The organism is Limnohabitans curvus (genome assembly GCF_003063475.1).
Lineage (GTDB): Bacteria > Pseudomonadota > Gammaproteobacteria > Burkholderiales > Burkholderiaceae_C > Limnohabitans > Limnohabitans curvus.
Genome location: NZ_NESP01000001.1, coordinates 1625470 through 1644423, shown reverse-complemented (window position 1 = coordinate 1644423; position 18954 = coordinate 1625470). Strand labels below are relative to the sequence as shown.

Here is an 18954-nt window from a genome sequence, read left to right as displayed (position 1 = left end):
CATAGCGCTTGTTACACCTCGGTGGTGAACACCGTCAACACGCCGGTGTAACCATGCAGCGCTTGGTGGGCGATCTCGCCACCCGCAAAGAAGCCCACCAGCGGAACATCCCCCAAAGCGCGACGAACGATGTGCATCTCGGCACTCTCCCCGCCAAAGTGGGGGCCGCCACGTCCCGCACAGCTCACATAAATGGCGCCCGCCATTCGGCGGGCTGGGTGTGGGTTGATGTTGGTGTCGGCAGTCAAGGCGCCTGCCAAATCGGCGGTCATTTCTTCAGGCTCTAGGGCTTCCCGAATTTCGGCACAAATACGCGTCAGATCGGCACGCGCAGCGGCTGCGTTGCGTTGACAAAACGTCAGGCGCATGCCCACGTCCACAGGCTGCGCCACGGCCACCGCTTCACGCGCAGGGTCGATGCCGATGATGTGACGCACCAACACCGCATCGTCAAATTCCCCGGTACGTTTGATCGATGCATCATGTTCTGCCGACAAACCCACCAGCGTCGCGCGCACTTTGGCAATGGCAGGCTGGGTGTCGGTGAGGTTGATCTCTAAGTCACGTTCCAGCACATCCAGGGCAGGCTCGTTGTCTAAGGTCAGCACCACGTGGTTGTCGGCGCTGGTGATGGTGTGTGCTTTGGCCACGGGCAAGCAGCCTTGCGTCACGCGCGACACCATGGCCACATCAGCATCAAAGGCCACCCCACTCAAGCCGCCATGAAACACGCCTGAGGCTTTGCCTTGCCCGGCCATGTTGCCGTCACCATTCAGCGCAAACTGCACCACATCGCGACGGCTGGCGGCCAAACCACCAAACACATAGCCACTGGCCGTGCGCTGCGCCAATTCGGCGATCAACTCGGGCACGTCGGGTGTCTGGGCATCTGCATGCAAGAGCGCGGTGTGCGGCACAAAGTGACTGCCTGTCGTCCCCGCTTGCGCCAATGGCGCCACGCCACTGAACACACGGTAGTGTTCGGGCGCAATGTCGCACAGCATCACGCTGAGCGCGGGCTCATCAAAGTACTCCACGTTGTTGGCCGCAATGCCTACACCCACCGTGCCCGCCCAATCGGTGACCTCGGGCAACTCCGCGCTCAAGTGCGCCAAGATAGCTTGCGCATGGTTGGCGTAATGGTCGGTGATGTAGAGCAACCCCAAGTGCGGGGCACTGGCGTATTCGGGCAATGCCATGTGCGCGCGCAACTGCGCGAGCACCAACCCTGCAGCCATCTCCCACTGCGGATGTGTGGCATGGCCGTAGGGAAAGAGTTTCATCGTTTCGCTTTAGCGGCAGTTTTGCGTGCAGTCGTTTTTCGTGCCGCTGTTTTAGGTGCGGCAGACTTGCGCGCAGCTGTTTTGGCGGCTGTCTTTTTGGCAGCAGGTGCGGCAGTCTCTGTCGCCGCATGCGCTTGGGCGCGATGGGCCATGTCCGTCATGGCTTGTGCGGCAATGTGCTGAAACTGGTCGGTCAACGCACCCCACCAATGTGAGGGGTCGACGCCTGAAGTCGCTGCTTTTTTGCTGCGCAATTTGCTAGCTTTGGGCTCCGCCTTGGGTGCCTCAGGCTCAGGCGCTGCCTGGGTTGGTTCAGCTTGTGTGAATGCGTATTGAGACGCCGCAGGTGCCGCCTCTTGCGGCTTGACCTTGAGCGATTCGGCCAAATCGTTGAAGCTCATGTTCATGCCCTTGAGGGTGGCCAACGTCATGCGCTGCACCTCCAACGCCTGAATGGTGGCCCCCACGGCTTTGGCGTTTTGCTCAAGCCAAAACTGCACGGTCTTGAGTTCTTGAATGCGCTTTTCCAACTCTTCTGGGTCGAGTGTGGGGGCGACCCATCCCGGGGCCGTCGCCGAAGCTGACGATGCGTTACCAGGCGTTAAGTTCTTTAGGAAGTCAAAGCCCGGTACGAACTTTGTGAAATCAAAACCGGTGGGGTTGGTCATGGCTGTCTCCTGTTGGGTTGTTCACACACATTAAACCAAAACAAAACCACCGCCGGTGTGCGATGTGCAACTCAGTGCTTGTGGTCACCGTGGTTGTGTTCCATCTGTTTTTGATGTTGCATCATGGGCGCTTGCATCCCCACTTGCACCTTAAGCTCCACCTTTGATTTCACACCTTTGACATCTTCAAACATCAAGGTCACAGGCACGGTGCTGTCTTTGGCCAACGGTGCTTTCAAGTCCATCAACATCACGTGGTAGCCGCCGGGTTTGAGCTCCACCGCTTTACCAGCGGGCAGGTCTAGACCGTTGGGCAAGGCGTTCATGCGCATCACGTCTTTGTCCATCTTCATTTCGTGAATCTCAGCCACGCCCGCCACAGGGCTGCTCACGCCCACCAATTTGGCGTTGTCTTTGGCGGTGATTTTCATGAACGCACCGGTGGCCTTTTGGCCTTGCACCGTGGCGCGTGCCCATGCGTCGGTAACGGTCACGTTTTGGGCGAAGGCACTGACGGTACACACGGTGGTGAATGCGGCGGTGATGAGGTATTTGGCGAATGGCATGTAAAAACTCCTGGGGATTAATGGTGGTGTTCGTGTTTGGGTGCGGCTTGCACGTCCAGCAGCGCAGCGGGTTGCTTCAAACCGCGCGTTGAGGTGCCACTGGCAGGTAGATCTGACCAGTCATTTTGACCGCGCTCGCAGGTTTGCAAAACCTTCACCCACAAAGGGCCGGCTTGATCGGGCAAGCGGCCCATGAACGCGAACTCGTCAAACTGCGCATCGGGCAATGCCGCGTCTTGGCTGGCAGTCCACTGCAAAGTCACCACATCCTCGGTCACCGTTTTGCCGTGGCTGTTGTAGGGCTGCGCGAGCTTGGCTTTTTGGACCGCCAGCGTCCAGCCCATCTTGGGTTGAGGCTTGGCAGCTTGAAGCCCTGCAGGCACATGCACCGTGATGCCCGTGGTGGCGGCCCCGTTGCAACCGTGGCCCACACGTAGCGTGGCTTTGTAATAGCTGCCCGCCACCGCTTGTGACTCGGCTAAGGTGATGTGGGCGTGCGCTTGCAGCGCCGCGCATGTCACGCTGACCAGCACACACTGCGCTAGTGTTTTGAAATGTTTCGTCATCTTGTCTTCCATTGCTTATTCGGTCATTGCATCCTCGACATGAGGCGTACATGACCTGCTTCATCTCGATGGCGACATGTGCGCCAACGCGCAGCACGACACCCACACCAGGTCGAGGCAAAAGCCTCAAACCCGCAGAAGAGCATTAAAGGAAGACAGCAGGTGGCCCGCGCGAGGGCAGCGGAGGCGCCGTGGTGGCCGCAATGTGCGCTGCAGCCGTCGGCAACATGGCATGGGCCAGAGGGGACGCTTGCGTCAACGTGGTGTTGAGCGCAGGCGGCGGGGCGCTGATGGATGCACACAACGGACAGTCCAGCGTATGGCTAGAGGCAGCCACATCATCGTCACCCGGCATCACCAACTTCATGCTGCCGGTGCTGGTACAGACGAGGTCCATGCCATGTGGGTTGACGACTGGCGATGCAATAGCCACACCGATCGACAACGCAAACCACACCAGCACAAGGCGGGTAAGTTGGATGGCGTGGCGCAAGCGTTGCATGCGTTTGATTATGTCGTATCGCACGGACAAGCCACCATTTCTTGACCTCGGTCAATGAATCAGGCGCAAGATGCGCGCAACATCAAGTTAAACAAAGAGGAGTCCTGATGGATGCACAACACGCCACCGCCTTCAAGCAAAAGCTTGAAACCCAACGCGCCGACTTGTTGGCACAAATTGCACAGCAACGCGGCGGTAAAGCCAGCCGTGTGGAAGTAGCGGCCGAACACTTCGCGCACAACGAAGACTCAGACGCACAAGTCAACACGGCACGCGACCTCGAGTTCGCGATCAACGAACACGAGACTGCCGAGCTGGCTGCGATTGACGAAGCCTTGGCCCGTTTGAGCACTGGCACTTATGGCCACTGCATCGATTGCGACGCCACGATTCCCGAAGCACGCCTGAACGCAGCGCCCGAAGCTGCGCGATGCATTGGCTGCCAAGAAAAAGCTGAACACAACCACCACTAAGAGAGAAAGAAAACACATGACCACTTTTCACGCCGTTGTTTGGATGGACCACCAAGAAGCCCACGTGCTGATGTTTGACCGTGAGCACGTAGAGAGCCAACGCGTCAAGTCACGCACCCACCACAAACATCAAGGTAAACAAAACGACACCGCCGCGATGTATGCAGACATCGCCAAAGCCCTCGAAGGCACGCACGAAGTGTTGGTGACTGGCCCCGGCATTGCACGCGACGAGTTCCGCGATTGGTGCAAGCAGCACCACGCCCATGTGAACGTGGTGGACAGCGTGTCCAGCGACCACCCCACCGACGCACAAGTGGTGGCCATGGCGCGTCAATACTTCAAGAAGCTTGACAACATGGGCGCTGACCCGGCACTCGTCAAATAAGACAACACGGCCTCAGCGCCGCCCACAAAAAAGCCCGCTCACATCACGTCAGCGGGCTTTTTGTTGCGCCGAAAGACTCAAGCGTTCAACGGGGCCAGCTCTTGGTCAATCGCACCAAACACGCTTTGGCCATCTTTGCCCTTGGCTTCGATGCGCACGGTGTCGCCAAACTTCATGAAGTCAGTGGTGGCTTTGCCATCCAATGCGTCTTCCATGGCGCGCTTTTCGGCAATGCAGCTGTAGCCCTTGGGCCATTCTTTTTTGCCGTTTTTCTCAAAGCCTGCGTTGCTGACCGTGCCGCTGCTCACGACCGTGCCTGCGCGCAATGCGCGGGTTTTGCTGGCGTGCGCCACGAGCTGACCGAACGCATACGTCATGTCTGTGCCCGCGTCGCACATGCCCACTTTGCGGCCATTCCAGGCCACTTGCACCGTCAGGTGCACGCAGCCGTTGTCCCAGGCGTCGCCCAATTCGTCAAGCGTCACGGCCACGGGGCTGAATGCGGTGGCGGGCTGACTTTGCACGCGGCTGCCCACGTTGCGCAGCGTGATGTCGTTGGACAACATGACCAAACGAATGCCCTCTAAGGCGTCGTCTGCTGATGCACCTAGGGCCACATCGCCCGTGACGACGGCGATTTCAGCAGAAAAATCGACGCCTAAGTTTTCGTTGGCGCACACCACGTGGTCTTGCGCGCCCAGCAGTGGGTCGCTGGCGGCTTGGTGGACCGCCAAGTCGACCTCAGCGTCACCCAGCAGGGTCGCGTGGTTGGCATAGGCCTGACCCTTCAAGCGTTGGTAGGCGCGTGGCAGCGGGGCCATGCACAAAGTGGGGTCAAACGGAAAGGCGTGGCGCGTTTTGCCGTTGTTGAGGGTTTCATACAAGTCTTGCAGCTGCGGGGCCATGAAGCCCCAGTCGTCCAGCGCTTGCTGCAGGCGGGTGGCAATGCCCGTCGCATAATGCGCGGTGCTCAAATCGCGAGACACGACCACCAGTTGTCCGTCGCGTGTACCGTCTTTGTATGTGGCTAATTTCATGCCACGATTCTATGAAAGTTCGCTCCGTCGTCATGCACGCACGTGCCCTGCCCACTCGTCTGCCTCATTTGCAACGCAAACATGCGGTGCTGCTGGTGGCTGGCGTGCTGTTGCTGCACCTTTGGCTCTTGGCGGGCGCGCCCTTGTGGCTCACACCCGAGTCGGGCAAACCCTTGCGCACACAAGCGTTGGTCACACGCCAAATTGAAGTCGCGGCACCGCGTGCGCCCCAAGTCCCCAAGCCCGTGCAACCCACCCCAGCCAAACCGCCCCCTGCACAAACAGAGGAAGCGCCAGCCGAAGCCAGCGCAGCCACACCGCCGTTGAAGTTTGACGACCTCGGCCAAGACCTCAGCGCCCCGGTGGGCCTGCCTGCACGTAGCGCCGCCAGCGTGGATCTGCCACCGTACAAGCGTGCAGGCAGCGAGGGTTTGACAGACGTCACCGCCTTCAAAGCGCCCGACTCGGCTTTGCTCAAATACCAAGTGCAAGGCCAAGCCAAAGGCTTCAGCTACTGGGCCTCTGCCGAGTTGCAGTGGCTGCAAGACGGCAAAGACTATGAGGCCCGTTTAGAGGTGAGTGCCTTTTTGTTGGGCTCACGCGTACAAATCAGCAAAGGCACGTTGGGCGCGGAAGGCCTCATGCCTACCCGCTTTGGCGACAAAACCCGCAGCGAACAGGCCGCGCACTTTCAGCGTGACAAAGGCCTCATCACCTTCAGCGCCAACTCACCCGATGCGCCACTGCTCAAAGGCGCGCAAGACCGCTTGAGCGTGGTGTTGCAGCTCAGCAGCCTGCTGGCGGCTGACCCCACGCGTTTTCCAGCGGGCACCATGTTGTCGTTCCAAACCGTGTCGCAGCGCGAAGCTGAGGTGTGGCAATTCTTGGTGGAAAAAGAAGAAATGTTGCAATTGCCCTTTGGCGACATCAGCGCCATCAAGCTCAACCGCAAGCCACGCCGCGAATTTGACCAGCACATTGAGCTGTGGTTTGCGCCCACGTTGGGTTATTTGCCCGTGCGTTTGCGCATCACCAACGCCAATGGCGACTTTGTGGACCAACTTTTAAGCAAAGCCGAAAAGCCCAGCCCTTGAATTTGGGCTTTTGAATCCGATATGCTTAGATGCAATTCGTTTTCCGCCGAAAGATTCCCATGGACATGCTCTACAACTCCGACACGTATTCGGTCATGCACCTGCAGGTGGATGACGCGTTGGTGCCTGTGCGCCCCGACGTGCCTGCCTTGGCCCGCCACGGCTTTGAGATCGTGGACAAGCGCTCAGGCAAAGAGATTTACCTAGAAGGCTCATGGGCCGAGCAGTTCCAAGCCCATTTGCGCGCTTGGCAAGAAAACGCCCCCACCCAAGAAGAGGTGGAAGACACCTTGGCTGGCTACGCCGAGCTGGCCCAAAACCCGGTCGTGGTGCACTGAGCCTGCTCCCCACACGACACACAGGGCGCTTTGGCGCCCTTTTTCATGCCCAGTCCTACCTACAATTGCGCACATGACTGCATACATCCTTAATTTGTCTTGCCCCGACCGCCAGGGCATCGTGCACGCCGTGTCTGGCTTTTTGCTGGAGCGCAAAGGCAACATCGAAGAAGCCGCCCAGTACAACGACCCCGACACCGGTCTGTTCTTCATGCGCGTCCAATTCGCGTGCGATGCCGTGGGCCAAGACGAGTTACGTGCGCAGCTCGCCACCTTTGCTGACACCTTTGGCATGAAGTGGACCCTGCATGACACCACCCAACCCATGCGCACGGTGTTGATGGTCAGCAAAGAGGGTCATTGCTTGAACGACTTGTTGTTCCGCGTCAAAAGCGGCCTGCTGCCTTTGGACATTCGCGCCATCATCAGCAACCACCGCGAGTTTTATCAACTGGCGGCCAGCTACAACGTGCCGTTCCACCACATTCCCGTCACGGCAGCGACCAAGGCGCAAGCCGAGGCCAAAGCCTATGAAGTGATCGAAGCTGAAGGCGCAGAGCTGGTGGTGCTGGCCCGCTACATGCAAATTCTGAGCGACGACTTGTGCAAAAAATTGTCAGGCCGTGCCATCAACATTCACCACAGCTTCTTGCCCAGCTTCAAGGGCGCCAAGCCGTATTACCAAGCGCACGACCGTGGCGTGAAACTGATTGGCGCAACCGCCCACTACGTCACCGCCGACTTGGACGAAGGCCCCATCATTGAGCAAGACGTGGCCCGCGTGGACCACAGCAAAACCGTGGAAGACTTCACCGCCCAAGGCCGTGACACCGAAAGTCAAGTGTTGGCCCGCGCCGTCAAATGGCACAGCGAACACCGCGTGCTGTTGAACGGCCACAAGACCGTCATCTTCAAATAAAGCGACATGACCAGCCGCATCCCGCCCATCCAGTGCTTGCTCACGTTTGAGGCCTTGGCGCGGTTGCGTTCGGTCACCCAAGCCGCTGAAGAGCAATGCGTGACCCCCAGCGCGGTGAGCCACCGTGTGAAGCAGCTGGAACAGTTGTTGGGCGTCAAACTCTTTGGCCGAGCTGACTTTTCGCTCACCACCGAGGGCAGCGAATATCTGGCCCATGTGCGCGAAGGCTTGTCTATTCTTGAGCGCTTCCCCGGCAAAGACGGCAGCGCCACACCCGGCAAACGCAAACTGCGCTTGGCCGTGACACCCACTTTTGCCCGCTCCATCTTGATGCCGCGCCTGCGCCAGTTTGCAGACGCGTATCCCGAGATTGACATCATTTTGCAAGTCAGCATTCCGCTGCTGGATGTGGTGGCCGAAGACGCCGACCTGACCATCCGTTTTGGCACAGGGCGCTACGCCGATGTCGAGCATGTGTGCATCATGAAAGACGACGTGACGCCCATGGCCTCACCCGCCTACATCCGCGAACATGGCCCGTTTGACAGCCCCGAAGATTTGGCCGATGCCACTTTGTTGCGCAGCCCTTTGGAGCCATGGCGCACCTGGTTTGCCGCGCATGACCAAGACTGGCCCGAGCCAATTGAAGGCAGCAGCTTCAACGACATTGGCTTGATGTGCGACGCCTCCGCACAGGGCTTGGGCGTGGGCCTGGTGCGCTTAAAGCTAGGCGCACCGTGGCTAGAAAACGGCACGCTGGTGCGCATCTTCCCGCGTCAAGTCCCTAGCCCGCATGGGCATTACCTGTGTTGGCGCACAGGGGCGATGGACCGATGGGAATGTGCGGCGTTTGCTGACTGGTTGAAGAAGGCTGTTCCTTAAGTCACTTCTCTCGCTGTGAACGGGAGGGCCGGTCCCATTCACGACGTTTGGGTTGGCGTGTAAATCCATTTCAACGCACGCTGTAACTTTCTTCACGCGCCAACCCCAAGTTTTGCCGTAAAGTCCCTGACATGAACGCTCCACTGTCAAACGACCAGCAAACCACCCTTGCCCGCGCCGAGCGCCAAGCGCAGGTTGTGCAAGCCCTGCTGCAAGTGCTGCCCCAGCACGCCCTGCTCTACACCACCGAGGACACCGTGCCTTACGAGTGCGACGGCCTCACCGCCTACCGCGCTCGCCCCATGTGCGTGGCTTTGCCCGAGACGGTGGACCAAGTGCAAGCCGTGCTCAAGGCCTGTTACGCGCTAGACGTGCCCGTGGTCGCACGCGGCGCAGGCACCGGTCTGTCGGGTGGCGCGATGCCGCACACGATGGGTGTGACGCTGTCGCTGGCCAAGTTCAACCAAATCCTCAACATCGACGCAACAGCCCGAACTGCCGTGGTGCAGTGCGGTGTGCGCAACCTCGCCATCAGCGAGGCGGTGTCGCAATACGGGCTGTACTACGCGCCCGACCCCTCCAGCCAAATTGCCTGCACCATCGGTGGCAACGTGGCCGAGAACTCGGGGGGCGTGCATTGTTTGAAATACGGCCTCACGGTGCACAACGTGCTCAAAGTGAAGGGCTTCACCATTGAGGGCGAGCCGATTGAATTTGGCAGCGATGCCCTCGACACACCGGGCCTCGACCTGTTGCCCGTGGTTGTGGGCAGCGAAGGCATGTTGGCGGTGACCACTGAGGTGACTGTCAAACTCGTGCCCAAGCCACAACTGGCACGCTGCATCATGGCCAGCTTTGACGATGTGCGCAAAGCGGGCGACGCGGTGGCTGCCGTGATTGCCGCAGGCATCATCCCCGCAGGCTTAGAGATGATGGACGGCCCCATGACCGCCGCCGTGGAAGACTTTGTCCACGCCGACTACGACCTGAGCGCCGCCGCGATTCTGCTGTGCGAGAGCGACGGCACGCCGGAAGAAGTGGAAGAAGAAATTGGCCGCATGAGCGAAGTGCTGCGCGGCTGCGGCGCGACCGCCATCACCGTGAGCCGTGACGAAGCGCAACGCATGAAGTTTTGGAGCGGCCGCAAAAACGCGTTCCCCGCCTCGGGCCGCATCAGCCCAGACTACATGTGCATGGACAGCACCATCCCGCGCAAGCGCTTGGCCGACATTTTGGAAGCCATCAGCGAGATGGAAAAGAAATACCAACTGCGCTGCCTGAACGTGTTCCACGCAGGCGATGGCAACTTGCACCCACTGATTCTGTTTGATGCCAACGACCCCGACCAAATGCACCGCTGCGAACAGTTTGGCGCCGACATTTTGGAAACCAGCGTGGCCATGGGCGGCACGGTGACGGGCGAGCACGGCGTGGGCATCGAGAAGGTGAACAGCATGTGCGTGCAGTTCAGCGCTGAAGAAAACGAACAGATGTTTGGTGTCAAGCGCGCCTTTGACAGCAAGGGGCTACTCAACCCCGGCAAGGTCATCCCCACCCTGCACCGCTGCGCCGAGTACGGCAAGATGTTGGTGCGTGCGGGGCAGATTAAGCATCCGGATTTGCCGCGGTTTTAATTTGCCGCAGATTTAAGCAGCGTAAGTCCGCCCACCAAAGATCGCCGTCCCCACCCGCACCATCGTGCTGCCCGCCTGCACGGCGGCTTCTAAGTCGCCCGTCATGCCCATCGACAGGGTGTCGAACTGGGGCAGGTTCAATGCGGCTTTCACTTCGTCAAACAAGGCGCGTGCTTTGGCGTGTACGGCTACTTGCGCGTCAAAGCCATCCACCGGGTCTGGGATGGTCATCAAGCCGCGCAAAACCAAGCGCGGGAGCTTGGTCACTTCGGTGGCCAGCCCCAGCACGTCGGCGGGCGCAATGCCTGATTTGGTTTCGCCACCGTCAATGTTCACTTGCAAACACACGTTCAATGGCGCCAAGTGCGCGGGGCGTTGGTCACTCAAACGCTGCGCGATTTTGAGACGGTCTACCGTGTGTGCCCAGTCGAAATGCTCGGCCACAAGCTTGGTTTTGTTGCTTTGCATGGGGCCAATGCAGTGCCACACCAACGCGGGGGCTACACCTTGCAAAGCGGTGATTTTGTCTACCCCTTCTTGGATGTAATTTTCTCCAAAATCGCGCTGACCACAGGCCGCCACTTGGCGCACATCGTCGGCGCTGAAGGTTTTGGAGACGGCCAGCAATTGCACCGCATCGACGCTGCGGCCACTGGCCACGCAGGCCGCCGCGATGCGCGCTTGCACGGCACGGAGGTTGTCGCTCAACTGGGTATCTGTGTGTTTCATCTTGGGTACAACTTTAACAAGGAGCTGCACATGCCACACACCACGTTGACTTTGAATGAACTCCTCACCCAAGCGGTGAGACAACACGCGTCTGATTTGCATCTGTCTGCGGGTTTGCCACCGATGGCCCGCGTGCTGGGCGCTTTGGTGCCACTTGGCTGCGGCGCGGCACTGGCCGACTCAGCCACCACAGTGCAGCCGCACACCTCACCATCGCCACGCATAAGAACAGCACCACTCACACACGAGGCTTTGCATGCGCTATTAACGCCGCTGATGGACGCCCCCGCGCAAGCTCGCTTCGCCCAAGGGTACGAGGTTGACTTCGCATTTGCCGTGCCCGAGCTGGGTCGATTTCGGGCGAATGCCTTCATGCAGCAACATGGCTGCGGCGCGGTGATGCGGCACATTCCCAGTGACACCCCCACACTGGCAGCGCTTCATACGCCGCGTGTGCTGCCGGACTTGCTCAAGCAAGTTGGTTTGCTGCTGGTGACAGGGCCAACGGGTTCTGGCAAATCCACCACCTTGGCCGCGATGGTGCAACACCTGAACACCAGCACGCAGCAACACATCGTGACGCTGGAAGATCCGATTGAGTTTGTGCACACCAGCAACCAATGCCTGATTACCCAGCGCGAAATTGGCACGCACAGCCACAGCTTTGCGCACGCGTTACGCGCCGCTTTGCGCGAAGACCCCGACGTGATTTTGGTGGGTGAGCTGCGCGACCTAGAAACCATTCGCCTCGCCCTTACTGCCGCTGAGACGGGTCACTTAGTGCTAGCCAGTCTGCACACGCGCAGCGCGGCGGCCACGGTGGAGCGCATGGTGGATGTGTTTGACGCACACGAAAAAGCCTTGGTACGCACACAACTCAGCGATGCGCTGGTGGGCGTGGTGTCGCAAACGTTATGCCCCAGACCAACGGAAGATGGCCGCGTGGCGGTGTTTGAAACGCTGGTGGCCACCCCCGCCATTCGTCACCTGATTCGCGAGGGCAAAACCGCACAGATGCAAAGCACCCAGCAAACAGGGGCGGCACATGGCATGCAAAGCATGGCGCAAGCGCTTCAAGACGCCCGCCACCAAGGACTGATCGCCTAAGCACATCCAAGGTTGCCCGCGTGACACCAAGGGCTGCACTGAGCCCCTATGATTCAACGCAGTTCAACCCTCTACTGAAATACCCATGTCCAGCATCAACGCCAAAACCTACGAACCCACCGCCTCTGCCCACGTTGCCTTCATCGGCATGGGTGTGATGGGCTACCCCATGGCCGGCCATTTGGCCACCGCAGGCCACGCCGTGACGGTGTACAACCGCTCACCCGCCAAGGCCGAAGCTTGGGTTAAAGAATTTGCCGCGTCCAAAGCCCCCAAGAGCGCACTCACCCCACGCGAAGCCGCCAAGGGCGCCAGCATTGTGTTTTGCTGTGTGGGCAATGACAACGACTTGCGCTCGGTGGTGTTTGGCGCCGACGGCATACTGGCGGGCATGGAGCCTGGCACCGTGTTGGTGGACCACACCACAGCATCTGCCGATGTGGCGCGCGAGATTTACACCGCTGCCAAGAACCTCGGCATTCACTTCATCGACGCGCCGGTGTCGGGTGGTCAAGGCGGTGCGCAAAACGGCTTGCTGACGGTCATGTGCGGCGGCGATGCGCCCGTGTTTGAGCGCGTCAAGCCTGTGGCCATGGCCTTCTCTCGTGCGTTCACCTTGATGGGTGAGCCAGGTGCAGGCCAGCTCACCAAGATGGTGAACCAAATCTGTATCGCGGGCTTGGTACAAGGCCTGAGCGAAGCCATTGCCTTTGGCCAAAAAGCGGGCCTCGACATGAACCTCGTGCTCGACGTGATTGGCAAAGGCGCGGCGCAAAGCTGGCAACTGGACAACCGCGGTAAGACCATGGTGGCCGACAAGTTTGATTTCGGCTTTGCGGTGGATTGGATGCGCAAAGATTTGGGCCTGGTGTTTGACGAAGCCAAGCGCAACGGCGCAGTGTTGCCTGTGACGCAAATGGTCGACCAGTTCTACGGCGACGTTCAAAAAATGGGCGGCAACCGTTGGGACACCTCTAGCTTGATCAAGCGCTTGCGCTAAGCCTGATCGCCCACAAAAAAGCCCCGCATGCGGGGCTTTTTAATTGGTCATGCACGATTATTTAATCGGCGTCACAACGGGTTGCTGCGAAGCATTGGATTTCGGCGCATTCAGGTCCACTGACTGTGAATCGCTGCGCTTGGGCTGCATGGCACGCAGCTCGTCTTCGGTGATGTACTCAAATACACGCACCACACGCTTGACACCACTCACGCCACGCACCACATCGGTCGCGCGTTTGGCTTCGCGTTGGGTCACGCGGCCCATCAGGTAAACCGTGCCACGCTCGCCTACCACTTTGAACACGTTGGCAAACACGTCTTCGCTGTCCACCATGGCAGCTTTGACCTTGGCCACCAACAGCACGTCGTTGGAACGATCACCCATGCTGGAGGCTGGGCCAATGACCAGCTCGTTCACCACAGAGCGGACGTTTTGTACGCGGCCAATCAACTGCTCGGTTTGCGAACGCACGGTGTCGTTGGACACTTCACCCGTGATCAACACTTGGCGGTTGTAGCTGGTGATGTTGATGTGCTCTTTGCTTCCGAAATTTTCGCGGATGGCTGTCGCGCTGCGTTGTTCAATGCCTTCGTCTTCCACCTGGATACCCGCGGTGCGACGGTCGCTCGCCACCATAGCGCCACCAATCACACCACCGAACATCAGAGGTGCACACGCAGACAACTGCAAAGCGGCCAACAGAGCCAATGCGGCTTTTACAAATTTAGATGTCATTCTTTACTTTCTGAGTCGCCAAGCAGTTGCGCGTCCACACCATCGCAAATGCAATGGATGGCCAGCAAGTGCACTTCTTGAATACGCGCAGTGCGGTCGTGTGGCACACAAATATGCACATCGGTTTCGCGCAAAGCTTGGCCCATCTTGCCGCCGCCTTTGCCGGTGAGGGCGACGACCGTCATGTCGCGCTCATGCGCGGCTTGAATGGCCGCCAACACATTGGGCGAGCTGCCACTGGTGGTGATCGCCAGCAACACGTCACCCGACTGACCAAGGGCACGCACTTGCTTAGAAAAAATTTGTTCGTAGCTGTAGTCGTTGGCGATGGCTGTGATGATGGAGCTGTCCGTGGTGAGGGCGATGGCCCCCAGCTCTGGACGTTCACGCTCAAAGCGGCCCACAAACTCAGCGGCAAAGTGCTGCGCGTCTGCAGCAGAACCACCGTTGCCGCACGCCAGCACTTTGCCACCACTGGTGACACTGGCCAGCACGGCAGACACGGCTGCAGCGATGGGTTTAGACAAGACTTGTGCCGCCTGATATTTCAGGTCGGCAGAGTCGATGAAGTGTTGTTCAATTCGTTGCTCAAGCATGGTGCAATGATACCTTTAAGCATTAAAAGCGGCTTTAAACCAGTGCAAATCCTCGCCCTCAACCGCCACGATGTCAAACCTACATGGGGGTATTTGGCGCAATTTCAATAAGAAATGACGGGCGGCAAACACAATTCGCCGTTGCTTGGTCGGCGTGATGCTGGCTAAGGCGCCGCCGTGGTCTTGCCTGCCGCGCTGGCGCACCTCGACAAAAACCAGCGTGCCATCGGGGTCGCGGACGATCAAATCTATTTCGCCGCCGCCTCGCCCAGGCGTCCGATAATTGCGTTGCACCAGTTGCAGGCCCTGCGCCTGTAAATGTTGCAACGCGCGGTCTTCGGCCGCATCTCCTTTTTGCTTGGTGGTTGATTGCAGTTGCACACGCGCTAGTTTTTGCGCTGGCCTTTGACCATTGGGTTTGTTCACAGCATCTCCTTGATGAACGCTAACTTTGATTCCGCCTTGTCTGCCGCGCACGCCGCCGCCGCAAACCAAAACCACCCGGCAGGCACGCTGTATGTGGTGGCCACGCCCATTGGCAATTTGGCCGACATCAGCTTGCGTGCCTTGCATGTGCTGAGTCTTTGCGACACGCTGGCCTGTGAGGACACGCGCCACTCACAAACTTTGCTGCGCGCCTACGGCATCGATAAATCCGCGTCCCATTGGCTAGCCGTCCATCAGCACAACGAGGCCGAAGCCGCCGAAGAAGTGATTCGCCGTCTGCAAGCCGGGCAGCGCGTGGCCTATGTGAGCGACGCCGGCACCCCTGCCGTGAGTGACCCCGGCGCACGCTTGGCGTGGCAGGTGCAAAGCGCAGGTTTGCGTGTGATGCCTTTGCCAGGCGCCAGCAGTGTGACGGCCCTGTTGAGTGCCTGCGGCACGCCCGCACATGACTCGTCTGGTTTTGTGTTCGTCGGTTTTTTGCCCTCCAAAGCCACCGAACGTGGCCACGCGGTCGAGGTGCTGGCCCAAGAGCCACGCACCCAAGTGCTGTTGGAAGCGCCACATCGCATCGAGGCGCTGGCCACCGCCTTGGGCGTGCTGGGCGAACGCCCCGTGACGGTGGGCCGCGAGCTGACCAAACAGTTTGAAGAAATTGCCACCGTGGCGGCACAAGATTTGGCAGCTTGGCTACAGGGCAATGCGCAGCGCACACGCGGTGAATTTGCCCTGGTGGTCCACGCGCAAGCACAAGAGCGCGCGGCGGGCTCAGACAATGACCGCTTGCTGAAAATTTTGATGCAAGAGCTGCCTCTGAAAACAGCGGTCAAAGTCGCGGCTGAAATCAGCGGCGAAGCGAAGAACGCGCTGTATGACCGCGCGTTGGAATTGAAAGCCAACACGTAAACCGTCAGCGACGCCCCAAACAAAAAGGCTTTGCATTGCTGCAAAGCCTTTTTTGTTGGACTACAGGTTGACTTAGAAGCCCAAGGTGTGCGGCAGCCAGGTGGAGAGCTCGGGCACAAAGGTCAGCAACACCAACACCACAAAATGCGCCAGCAAGAAGGGCGGCAATTCGCGCGTCAGATCGGCCATCGACACGCGTGTGGCCACCGCGGTGACAAACAGCAAGCCACCCACTGGCGGCGTGATCATGCCCAAGGTCAAGTTGACGATGACCACCATCGCAAAGTGCGTAGGGTCAATGCCCAAGGCCAATGCCACGGGGGCCAAAATGGGCACCAAAATCATCACGCCTGGCAAGGGCTCCATGAAGATGCCAAACACCAGTAACAAAATGTTCACCACGATGAGGAAGGCCACGGGCGAGAGGTTCCATTCCACGATGGTTTGCGACACCTGCTGTGGCACGCCCTCCACCGTCAACACCCATGCAAATGCCGCCGAGGTGGCCATCACCAACAACACCGAAGCCGTCAACAACGACGAACGCGCAGCAATGCCGGGCAACGCTTTCCACTCTAAGGTGCGGTAAATCCATTTGCCGCAAATCAGCGCGTAAAACACCGCCACCACCGAAGCCTCGGTGGGCGTGAAGATACCGAAACGAATGCCCACCAAGATCAACACAATCAGCATCAACGCAGGGATGGCTTTGAAGCTGGTGACCAGCATTTCACGTGCGGAGGGGCGTGGTTCGGTCGAGCGGTAGTTGCGCTTGCGGCAAATGCGCCAGTTCACAAAGGCCATGGCCAAGGCAATCAAAATACCGGGAATAAACCCCGCCATGAACAAGCCCCCCACAGACACTTGCTCATCTTGCATGGCATAAATGATCATGCTGATGGACGGCGGAATGATGGGGCCCACAATGGCTGTGCTCGAAGTCAATGCTGCGGCATAGGCACGCGAATAGCCAGCCTTCTCCATCATCTTGACCATCATCGAGCCGGGGCCTGCGGCGTCTGCCAAAGCCGAACCGGAGATGCCGGAAAACAAGGTGAGTGACAGCACGTTGGCATAGCCCAAACCGCCTCGCAAATGCCCCACGAATTGCGACGCAAAGCGCAGCAGTACCAAGGTGAGTGCGCCGCCCGACATGAGCTCAGCCGCCAGAATAAAAAACGGCACAGCCATCAGCGGGAAGCTGTCGATGCCTGTGAACATTTCTTTGAACACCACCAACTGCGGATAACGCCCACCCACAAAGACGGCGAGAGACGCGGAAATAGCGAGTGCAAATGCCACGGGGAAGCCGAGGGTCATCAGCACGATGGCTGCGATGAAAAGTGTGAGGGTCATAGTGAGGCTGCGGATTCAGCATCCATCTCGTCTGAAGTGATGTAGTTGCCGTGGCCGATATAACCGCGCACGATGAAAAGCAAATGGACAAAGAGCAACAAAAAGCCAACCGGCATCGCGACATAAATCCAAGCGATGGGAATGTCTGTCGCCGCTGTGGTTTGAAAGCGCGTCGCCCAGACGTAGAGAATGGAGAAGTACATCATCACCAAAAAGAAAACGCCCAGGCCCAGCGCAACGATGGCACGCACCACACGTGCGCCCTGCTCACCCACCGCGTGATGAAAGTTGTCAATGGCCACATGGCCGCCAAAACGCAACACCAAACCAGCCCCCAAAAAGGTGACCCAAATCATCATGTGGCGCGCCACTTCTTCGGCCCACACAATCGAATCACCCGTGGTGTAACGCAACACCACATTGGCAAACACGATGCAGGACATGACCAGCAACAACAGAATCAACACCCATCGGTTGGTGGCCACCAACACGCGCTCAAATCGGTTCAACATGTGCGTTCAACAGCAAGTGCTGTTTTATAAGAGAAAAGAAGAACGCCCGGACATGTCCGGGCGCAGTAGGCAAGCGAAACTTGAATTACTTGGTTTGCGTGATTTTGTCGATGGTGGCTTGACCAAACTTGGCCGCGTATTGCTTGTAAGCAGGTGCCACGCCCGCTTGGAAAGACGCCACATCCACTTTGGTGACCACTTGCACGCCGTGCGATTGGATTTCGGTCACAGCCTTCTTCTCCACATCGTCCACGAACTTGCGTGACGCCAAAGCACCGGCTTTAGCGCCTTCAATGAAGGCCACTTTTTCAGCATCGCTCAAAGACCCAAAGAAAGCAGGCGACACGATCAAAGCCATTGGCGCGTAGACGTGTGCCGTCAAAGACAAATGTTTTTGCACTTGCCACAACTTGGCAGACACAAACACCGACACCGGATTTTCTTGGCCATCAATGGTGCCTTGCTGCAAAGCACCAATCACTTCAGGCCAAGCCATGGGCGTGGGAGACGCACCGAGCGTGCGGAATGCGGCAATGTGCACAGGGTTTTCTGTGACGCGAATCTTCATGCCTTTGATGTCTTCGGCTTTGGTCACCGGGCGCTTGTTGTTGCTCAAGTGGCGAAAGCCTTGCTCACCCCAAGCCAAGGCGATGAGGCCGCGCTTTTTGAACTTGGTCAACAAGTCTTGGCCAAACTCGCCGTCCAACACTTTGCGGGCATGGGCGGTGTCACGGAACAGGAAGGGAATGTCAACCACGCCCACTTCAGGCACAAAGTTGCTCAACGCGCCTGTGGACACAATCACAGCTTCAACGGTGCCCAATTGCAGACCTTCGATCAACTCGCGCTCACCGCCCAAGGCGCTGGCTGGGAACTGCTTGAATTTGTAAGCGCCTTTCGTGGATTTTTCAACCGAGTCAGCCCAAGTTTGAGCGGCGGCACCATAGTGCGAGTTGACAGCCAGGGCGTAGCCCACTTTGACTTCTTTGGCGGTTTGAGCAACGGCAAAGCCCGAAGTGGTGGCCAAAGCGACCAAAGTCATCAAAGCGGTACGGCGAAGAGTCGTCATTTGTAAGTTTTCCAAAAGAGTGCGAATTAAAGTTTGGTGCGGCTGGCGGGGATCGAACCCACGACCCTTGGCTTCGGAGGCCAATACTCTATCCACTGAGCTACAGCCGCGCTTTTGTGACTTGGCATTGTAGGGGTCCCGCTATAA

At 58.6% G+C, this 18954-nt stretch carries 23 protein-coding genes and 1 tRNA gene; 10 read left to right on the top strand and 14 right to left on the bottom strand.

Translation table 11 applies throughout. The annotated features are described in order from the left end of the window. Positions 1-11 precede the first annotated feature (11 nt). The 5 genes from B9Z44_RS08255 to B9Z44_RS08235 all read right to left on the bottom strand — a co-directional run bounded on the left by B9Z44_RS08255 (position 12) and on the right by B9Z44_RS08235 (position 3609). Positions 12-1283, bottom strand: coding sequence for an FIST signal transduction protein (locus tag B9Z44_RS08255; protein ID WP_108360250.1), 1272 nt, complete (start codon positions 1281-1283; stop codon positions 12-14). Next, complete coding sequence (locus tag B9Z44_RS08250; RefSeq protein WP_108402149.1) at positions 1280-1951, bottom strand: PhaM family polyhydroxyalkanoate granule multifunctional regulatory protein; 672 nt, start codon at positions 1949-1951, stop codon at positions 1280-1282. The genes B9Z44_RS08255 and B9Z44_RS08250 overlap by 4 nt, the downstream gene beginning before the upstream one ends. 71 nt (positions 1952-2022) lie before the next feature. Further along, positions 2023-2517 (bottom strand): copper chaperone PCu(A)C, encoded by a 495-nt coding sequence (locus tag B9Z44_RS08245; protein ID WP_108402148.1) that lies wholly within the window; start codon positions 2515-2517, stop codon positions 2023-2025. Positions 2518-2534: 17 nt separating this feature from the next. Then, positions 2535-3083 (bottom strand): YcnI family copper-binding membrane protein, encoded by a 549-nt coding sequence (locus B9Z44_RS08240; protein ID WP_245912788.1) that lies wholly within the window; start codon positions 3081-3083, stop codon positions 2535-2537. A 145-nt stretch (positions 3084-3228) separates the two neighbouring features. Then, positions 3229-3609 carry a DUF2946 family protein gene (locus B9Z44_RS08235; RefSeq protein WP_342748886.1) on the bottom strand — a complete coding sequence of 127 codons (381 nt, stop codon included), beginning with the start codon at positions 3607-3609 and terminating at the stop codon, positions 3229-3231. An 83-nt stretch (positions 3610-3692) separates the two neighbouring features. On the opposite strand from B9Z44_RS08235, the gene B9Z44_RS08230 reads away from it, so the two are divergent. After that, on the top strand, positions 3693-4058 hold the full coding sequence (locus tag B9Z44_RS08230; protein ID WP_108360255.1) for a TraR/DksA family transcriptional regulator: 366 nt from the start codon (positions 3693-3695) through the stop codon (positions 4056-4058). Positions 4059-4074: 16 nt separating this feature from the next. Beyond that, on the top strand, positions 4075-4446 hold the full coding sequence (locus B9Z44_RS08225) for a hypothetical protein (RefSeq protein WP_108360256.1): 372 nt from the start codon (positions 4075-4077) through the stop codon (positions 4444-4446). Between the two features lie 77 nt (positions 4447-4523). Here B9Z44_RS08225 and B9Z44_RS08220 read toward each other — a convergent pair whose 3' ends face one another. After that, on the bottom strand, positions 4524-5483 hold the full coding sequence (locus B9Z44_RS08220; RefSeq protein WP_108360257.1) for a fumarylacetoacetate hydrolase family protein: 960 nt from the start codon (positions 5481-5483) through the stop codon (positions 4524-4526). 11 nt (positions 5484-5494) lie between these two features. On the opposite strand from B9Z44_RS08220, the gene B9Z44_RS08215 reads away from it, so the two are divergent. The 5 genes from B9Z44_RS08215 (at position 5495) to B9Z44_RS08195 (ending at position 10350) form a co-directional block, all read left to right on the top strand. Then, positions 5495-6577, top strand: coding sequence for a DUF3108 domain-containing protein (locus B9Z44_RS08215; protein ID WP_245912787.1), 1083 nt, complete (start codon positions 5495-5497; stop codon positions 6575-6577). 59 nt (positions 6578-6636) lie between these two features. After that, positions 6637-6915 (top strand): BTH_I0359 family protein, encoded by a 279-nt coding sequence (locus B9Z44_RS08210; RefSeq protein WP_108360301.1) that lies wholly within the window; start codon positions 6637-6639, stop codon positions 6913-6915. A gap of 73 nt (positions 6916-6988) precedes the next feature. Then, positions 6989-7834 carry a formyltetrahydrofolate deformylase gene (gene purU / locus B9Z44_RS08205; protein ID WP_108360258.1) on the top strand — a complete coding sequence of 282 codons (846 nt, stop codon included), beginning with the start codon at positions 6989-6991 and terminating at the stop codon, positions 7832-7834. A 6-nt stretch (positions 7835-7840) separates the two neighbouring features. Next, a complete protein-coding gene (locus B9Z44_RS08200; RefSeq protein WP_108402145.1) occupies positions 7841-8716 on the top strand; it encodes a LysR substrate-binding domain-containing protein in 876 nt (291 codons plus the stop codon). Positions 8717-8847: 131 nt separating this feature from the next. Next, on the top strand, positions 8848-10350 hold the full coding sequence (locus tag B9Z44_RS08195; protein WP_108402144.1) for an FAD-linked oxidase C-terminal domain-containing protein: 1503 nt from the start codon (positions 8848-8850) through the stop codon (positions 10348-10350). Positions 10351-10362: 12 nt separating this feature from the next. Here B9Z44_RS08195 and B9Z44_RS08190 read toward each other — a convergent pair whose 3' ends face one another. Continuing rightward, a complete protein-coding gene (locus B9Z44_RS08190; protein WP_108360261.1) occupies positions 10363-11079 on the bottom strand; it encodes a YggS family pyridoxal phosphate-dependent enzyme in 717 nt (238 codons plus the stop codon). Positions 11080-11124: 45 nt separating this feature from the next. Here B9Z44_RS08190 and B9Z44_RS08185 point away from each other — a divergent pair, with 45 nt between their 5' ends. Both B9Z44_RS08185 and B9Z44_RS08180 read left to right on the top strand, forming a co-directional pair. Next, entirely contained in the window at positions 11125-12186 is a 1062-nt protein-coding gene (locus B9Z44_RS08185) for a type IV pilus twitching motility protein PilT (protein ID WP_108402858.1), read from the top strand. A gap of 85 nt (positions 12187-12271) precedes the next feature. Then, positions 12272-13186 carry an NAD(P)-dependent oxidoreductase gene (locus tag B9Z44_RS08180; RefSeq protein WP_108402143.1) on the top strand — a complete coding sequence of 305 codons (915 nt, stop codon included), beginning with the start codon at positions 12272-12274 and terminating at the stop codon, positions 13184-13186. A 57-nt stretch (positions 13187-13243) separates the two neighbouring features. On the opposite strand, the gene B9Z44_RS08175 is transcribed toward B9Z44_RS08180, so the two are convergent. From B9Z44_RS08175 to B9Z44_RS08165, 3 genes are read right to left on the bottom strand one after another with little or no spacing between them, the layout of a single operon-like run. Further along, on the bottom strand, positions 13244-13924 hold the full coding sequence (locus B9Z44_RS08175) for a BON domain-containing protein (RefSeq protein ID WP_108360263.1): 681 nt from the start codon (positions 13922-13924) through the stop codon (positions 13244-13246). Further along, positions 13921-14520 carry a phosphoheptose isomerase gene (locus B9Z44_RS08170; RefSeq protein WP_108360264.1) on the bottom strand — a complete coding sequence of 200 codons (600 nt, stop codon included), beginning with the start codon at positions 14518-14520 and terminating at the stop codon, positions 13921-13923. The genes B9Z44_RS08175 and B9Z44_RS08170 overlap by 4 nt, the downstream gene beginning before the upstream one ends. Before the next feature lie 15 nt (positions 14521-14535). Further along, the gene (locus B9Z44_RS08165; protein WP_108402857.1) at positions 14536-14901 is read right to left on the bottom strand and encodes a YraN family protein; all 366 of its coding nucleotides are present in this window, start codon (positions 14899-14901) and stop codon (positions 14536-14538) included. Between the two features lie 57 nt (positions 14902-14958). Here B9Z44_RS08165 and rsmI point away from each other — a divergent pair, with 57 nt between their 5' ends. After that, positions 14959-15870 (top strand): 16S rRNA (cytidine(1402)-2'-O)-methyltransferase, encoded by a 912-nt coding sequence (gene rsmI, locus B9Z44_RS08160; RefSeq protein WP_108402142.1) that lies wholly within the window; start codon positions 14959-14961, stop codon positions 15868-15870. A 72-nt stretch (positions 15871-15942) separates the two neighbouring features. Here the strand turns inward: rsmI and B9Z44_RS08155 are convergent, their stop codons facing one another. From B9Z44_RS08155 to B9Z44_RS08140, 4 genes are all read right to left on the bottom strand, one after another. Continuing rightward, the gene (locus B9Z44_RS08155) at positions 15943-17226 is read right to left on the bottom strand and encodes a TRAP transporter large permease (protein WP_108402141.1); all 1284 of its coding nucleotides are present in this window, start codon (positions 17224-17226) and stop codon (positions 15943-15945) included. After that, entirely contained in the window at positions 17223-17738 is a 516-nt protein-coding gene (locus tag B9Z44_RS08150) for a TRAP transporter small permease (RefSeq protein ID WP_108360267.1), read from the bottom strand. Before B9Z44_RS08150 ends, B9Z44_RS08155 begins: the two co-directional genes overlap by 4 nt. 85 nt (positions 17739-17823) lie before the next feature. Further along, entirely contained in the window at positions 17824-18807 is a 984-nt protein-coding gene (locus B9Z44_RS08145) for a TRAP transporter substrate-binding protein (RefSeq protein ID WP_108402140.1), read from the bottom strand. A gap of 34 nt (positions 18808-18841) precedes the next feature. Beyond that, a tRNA-Arg gene (locus B9Z44_RS08140) sits at positions 18842-18917 on the bottom strand. Between the last annotated feature and the right edge of the window lie 37 nt (positions 18918-18954).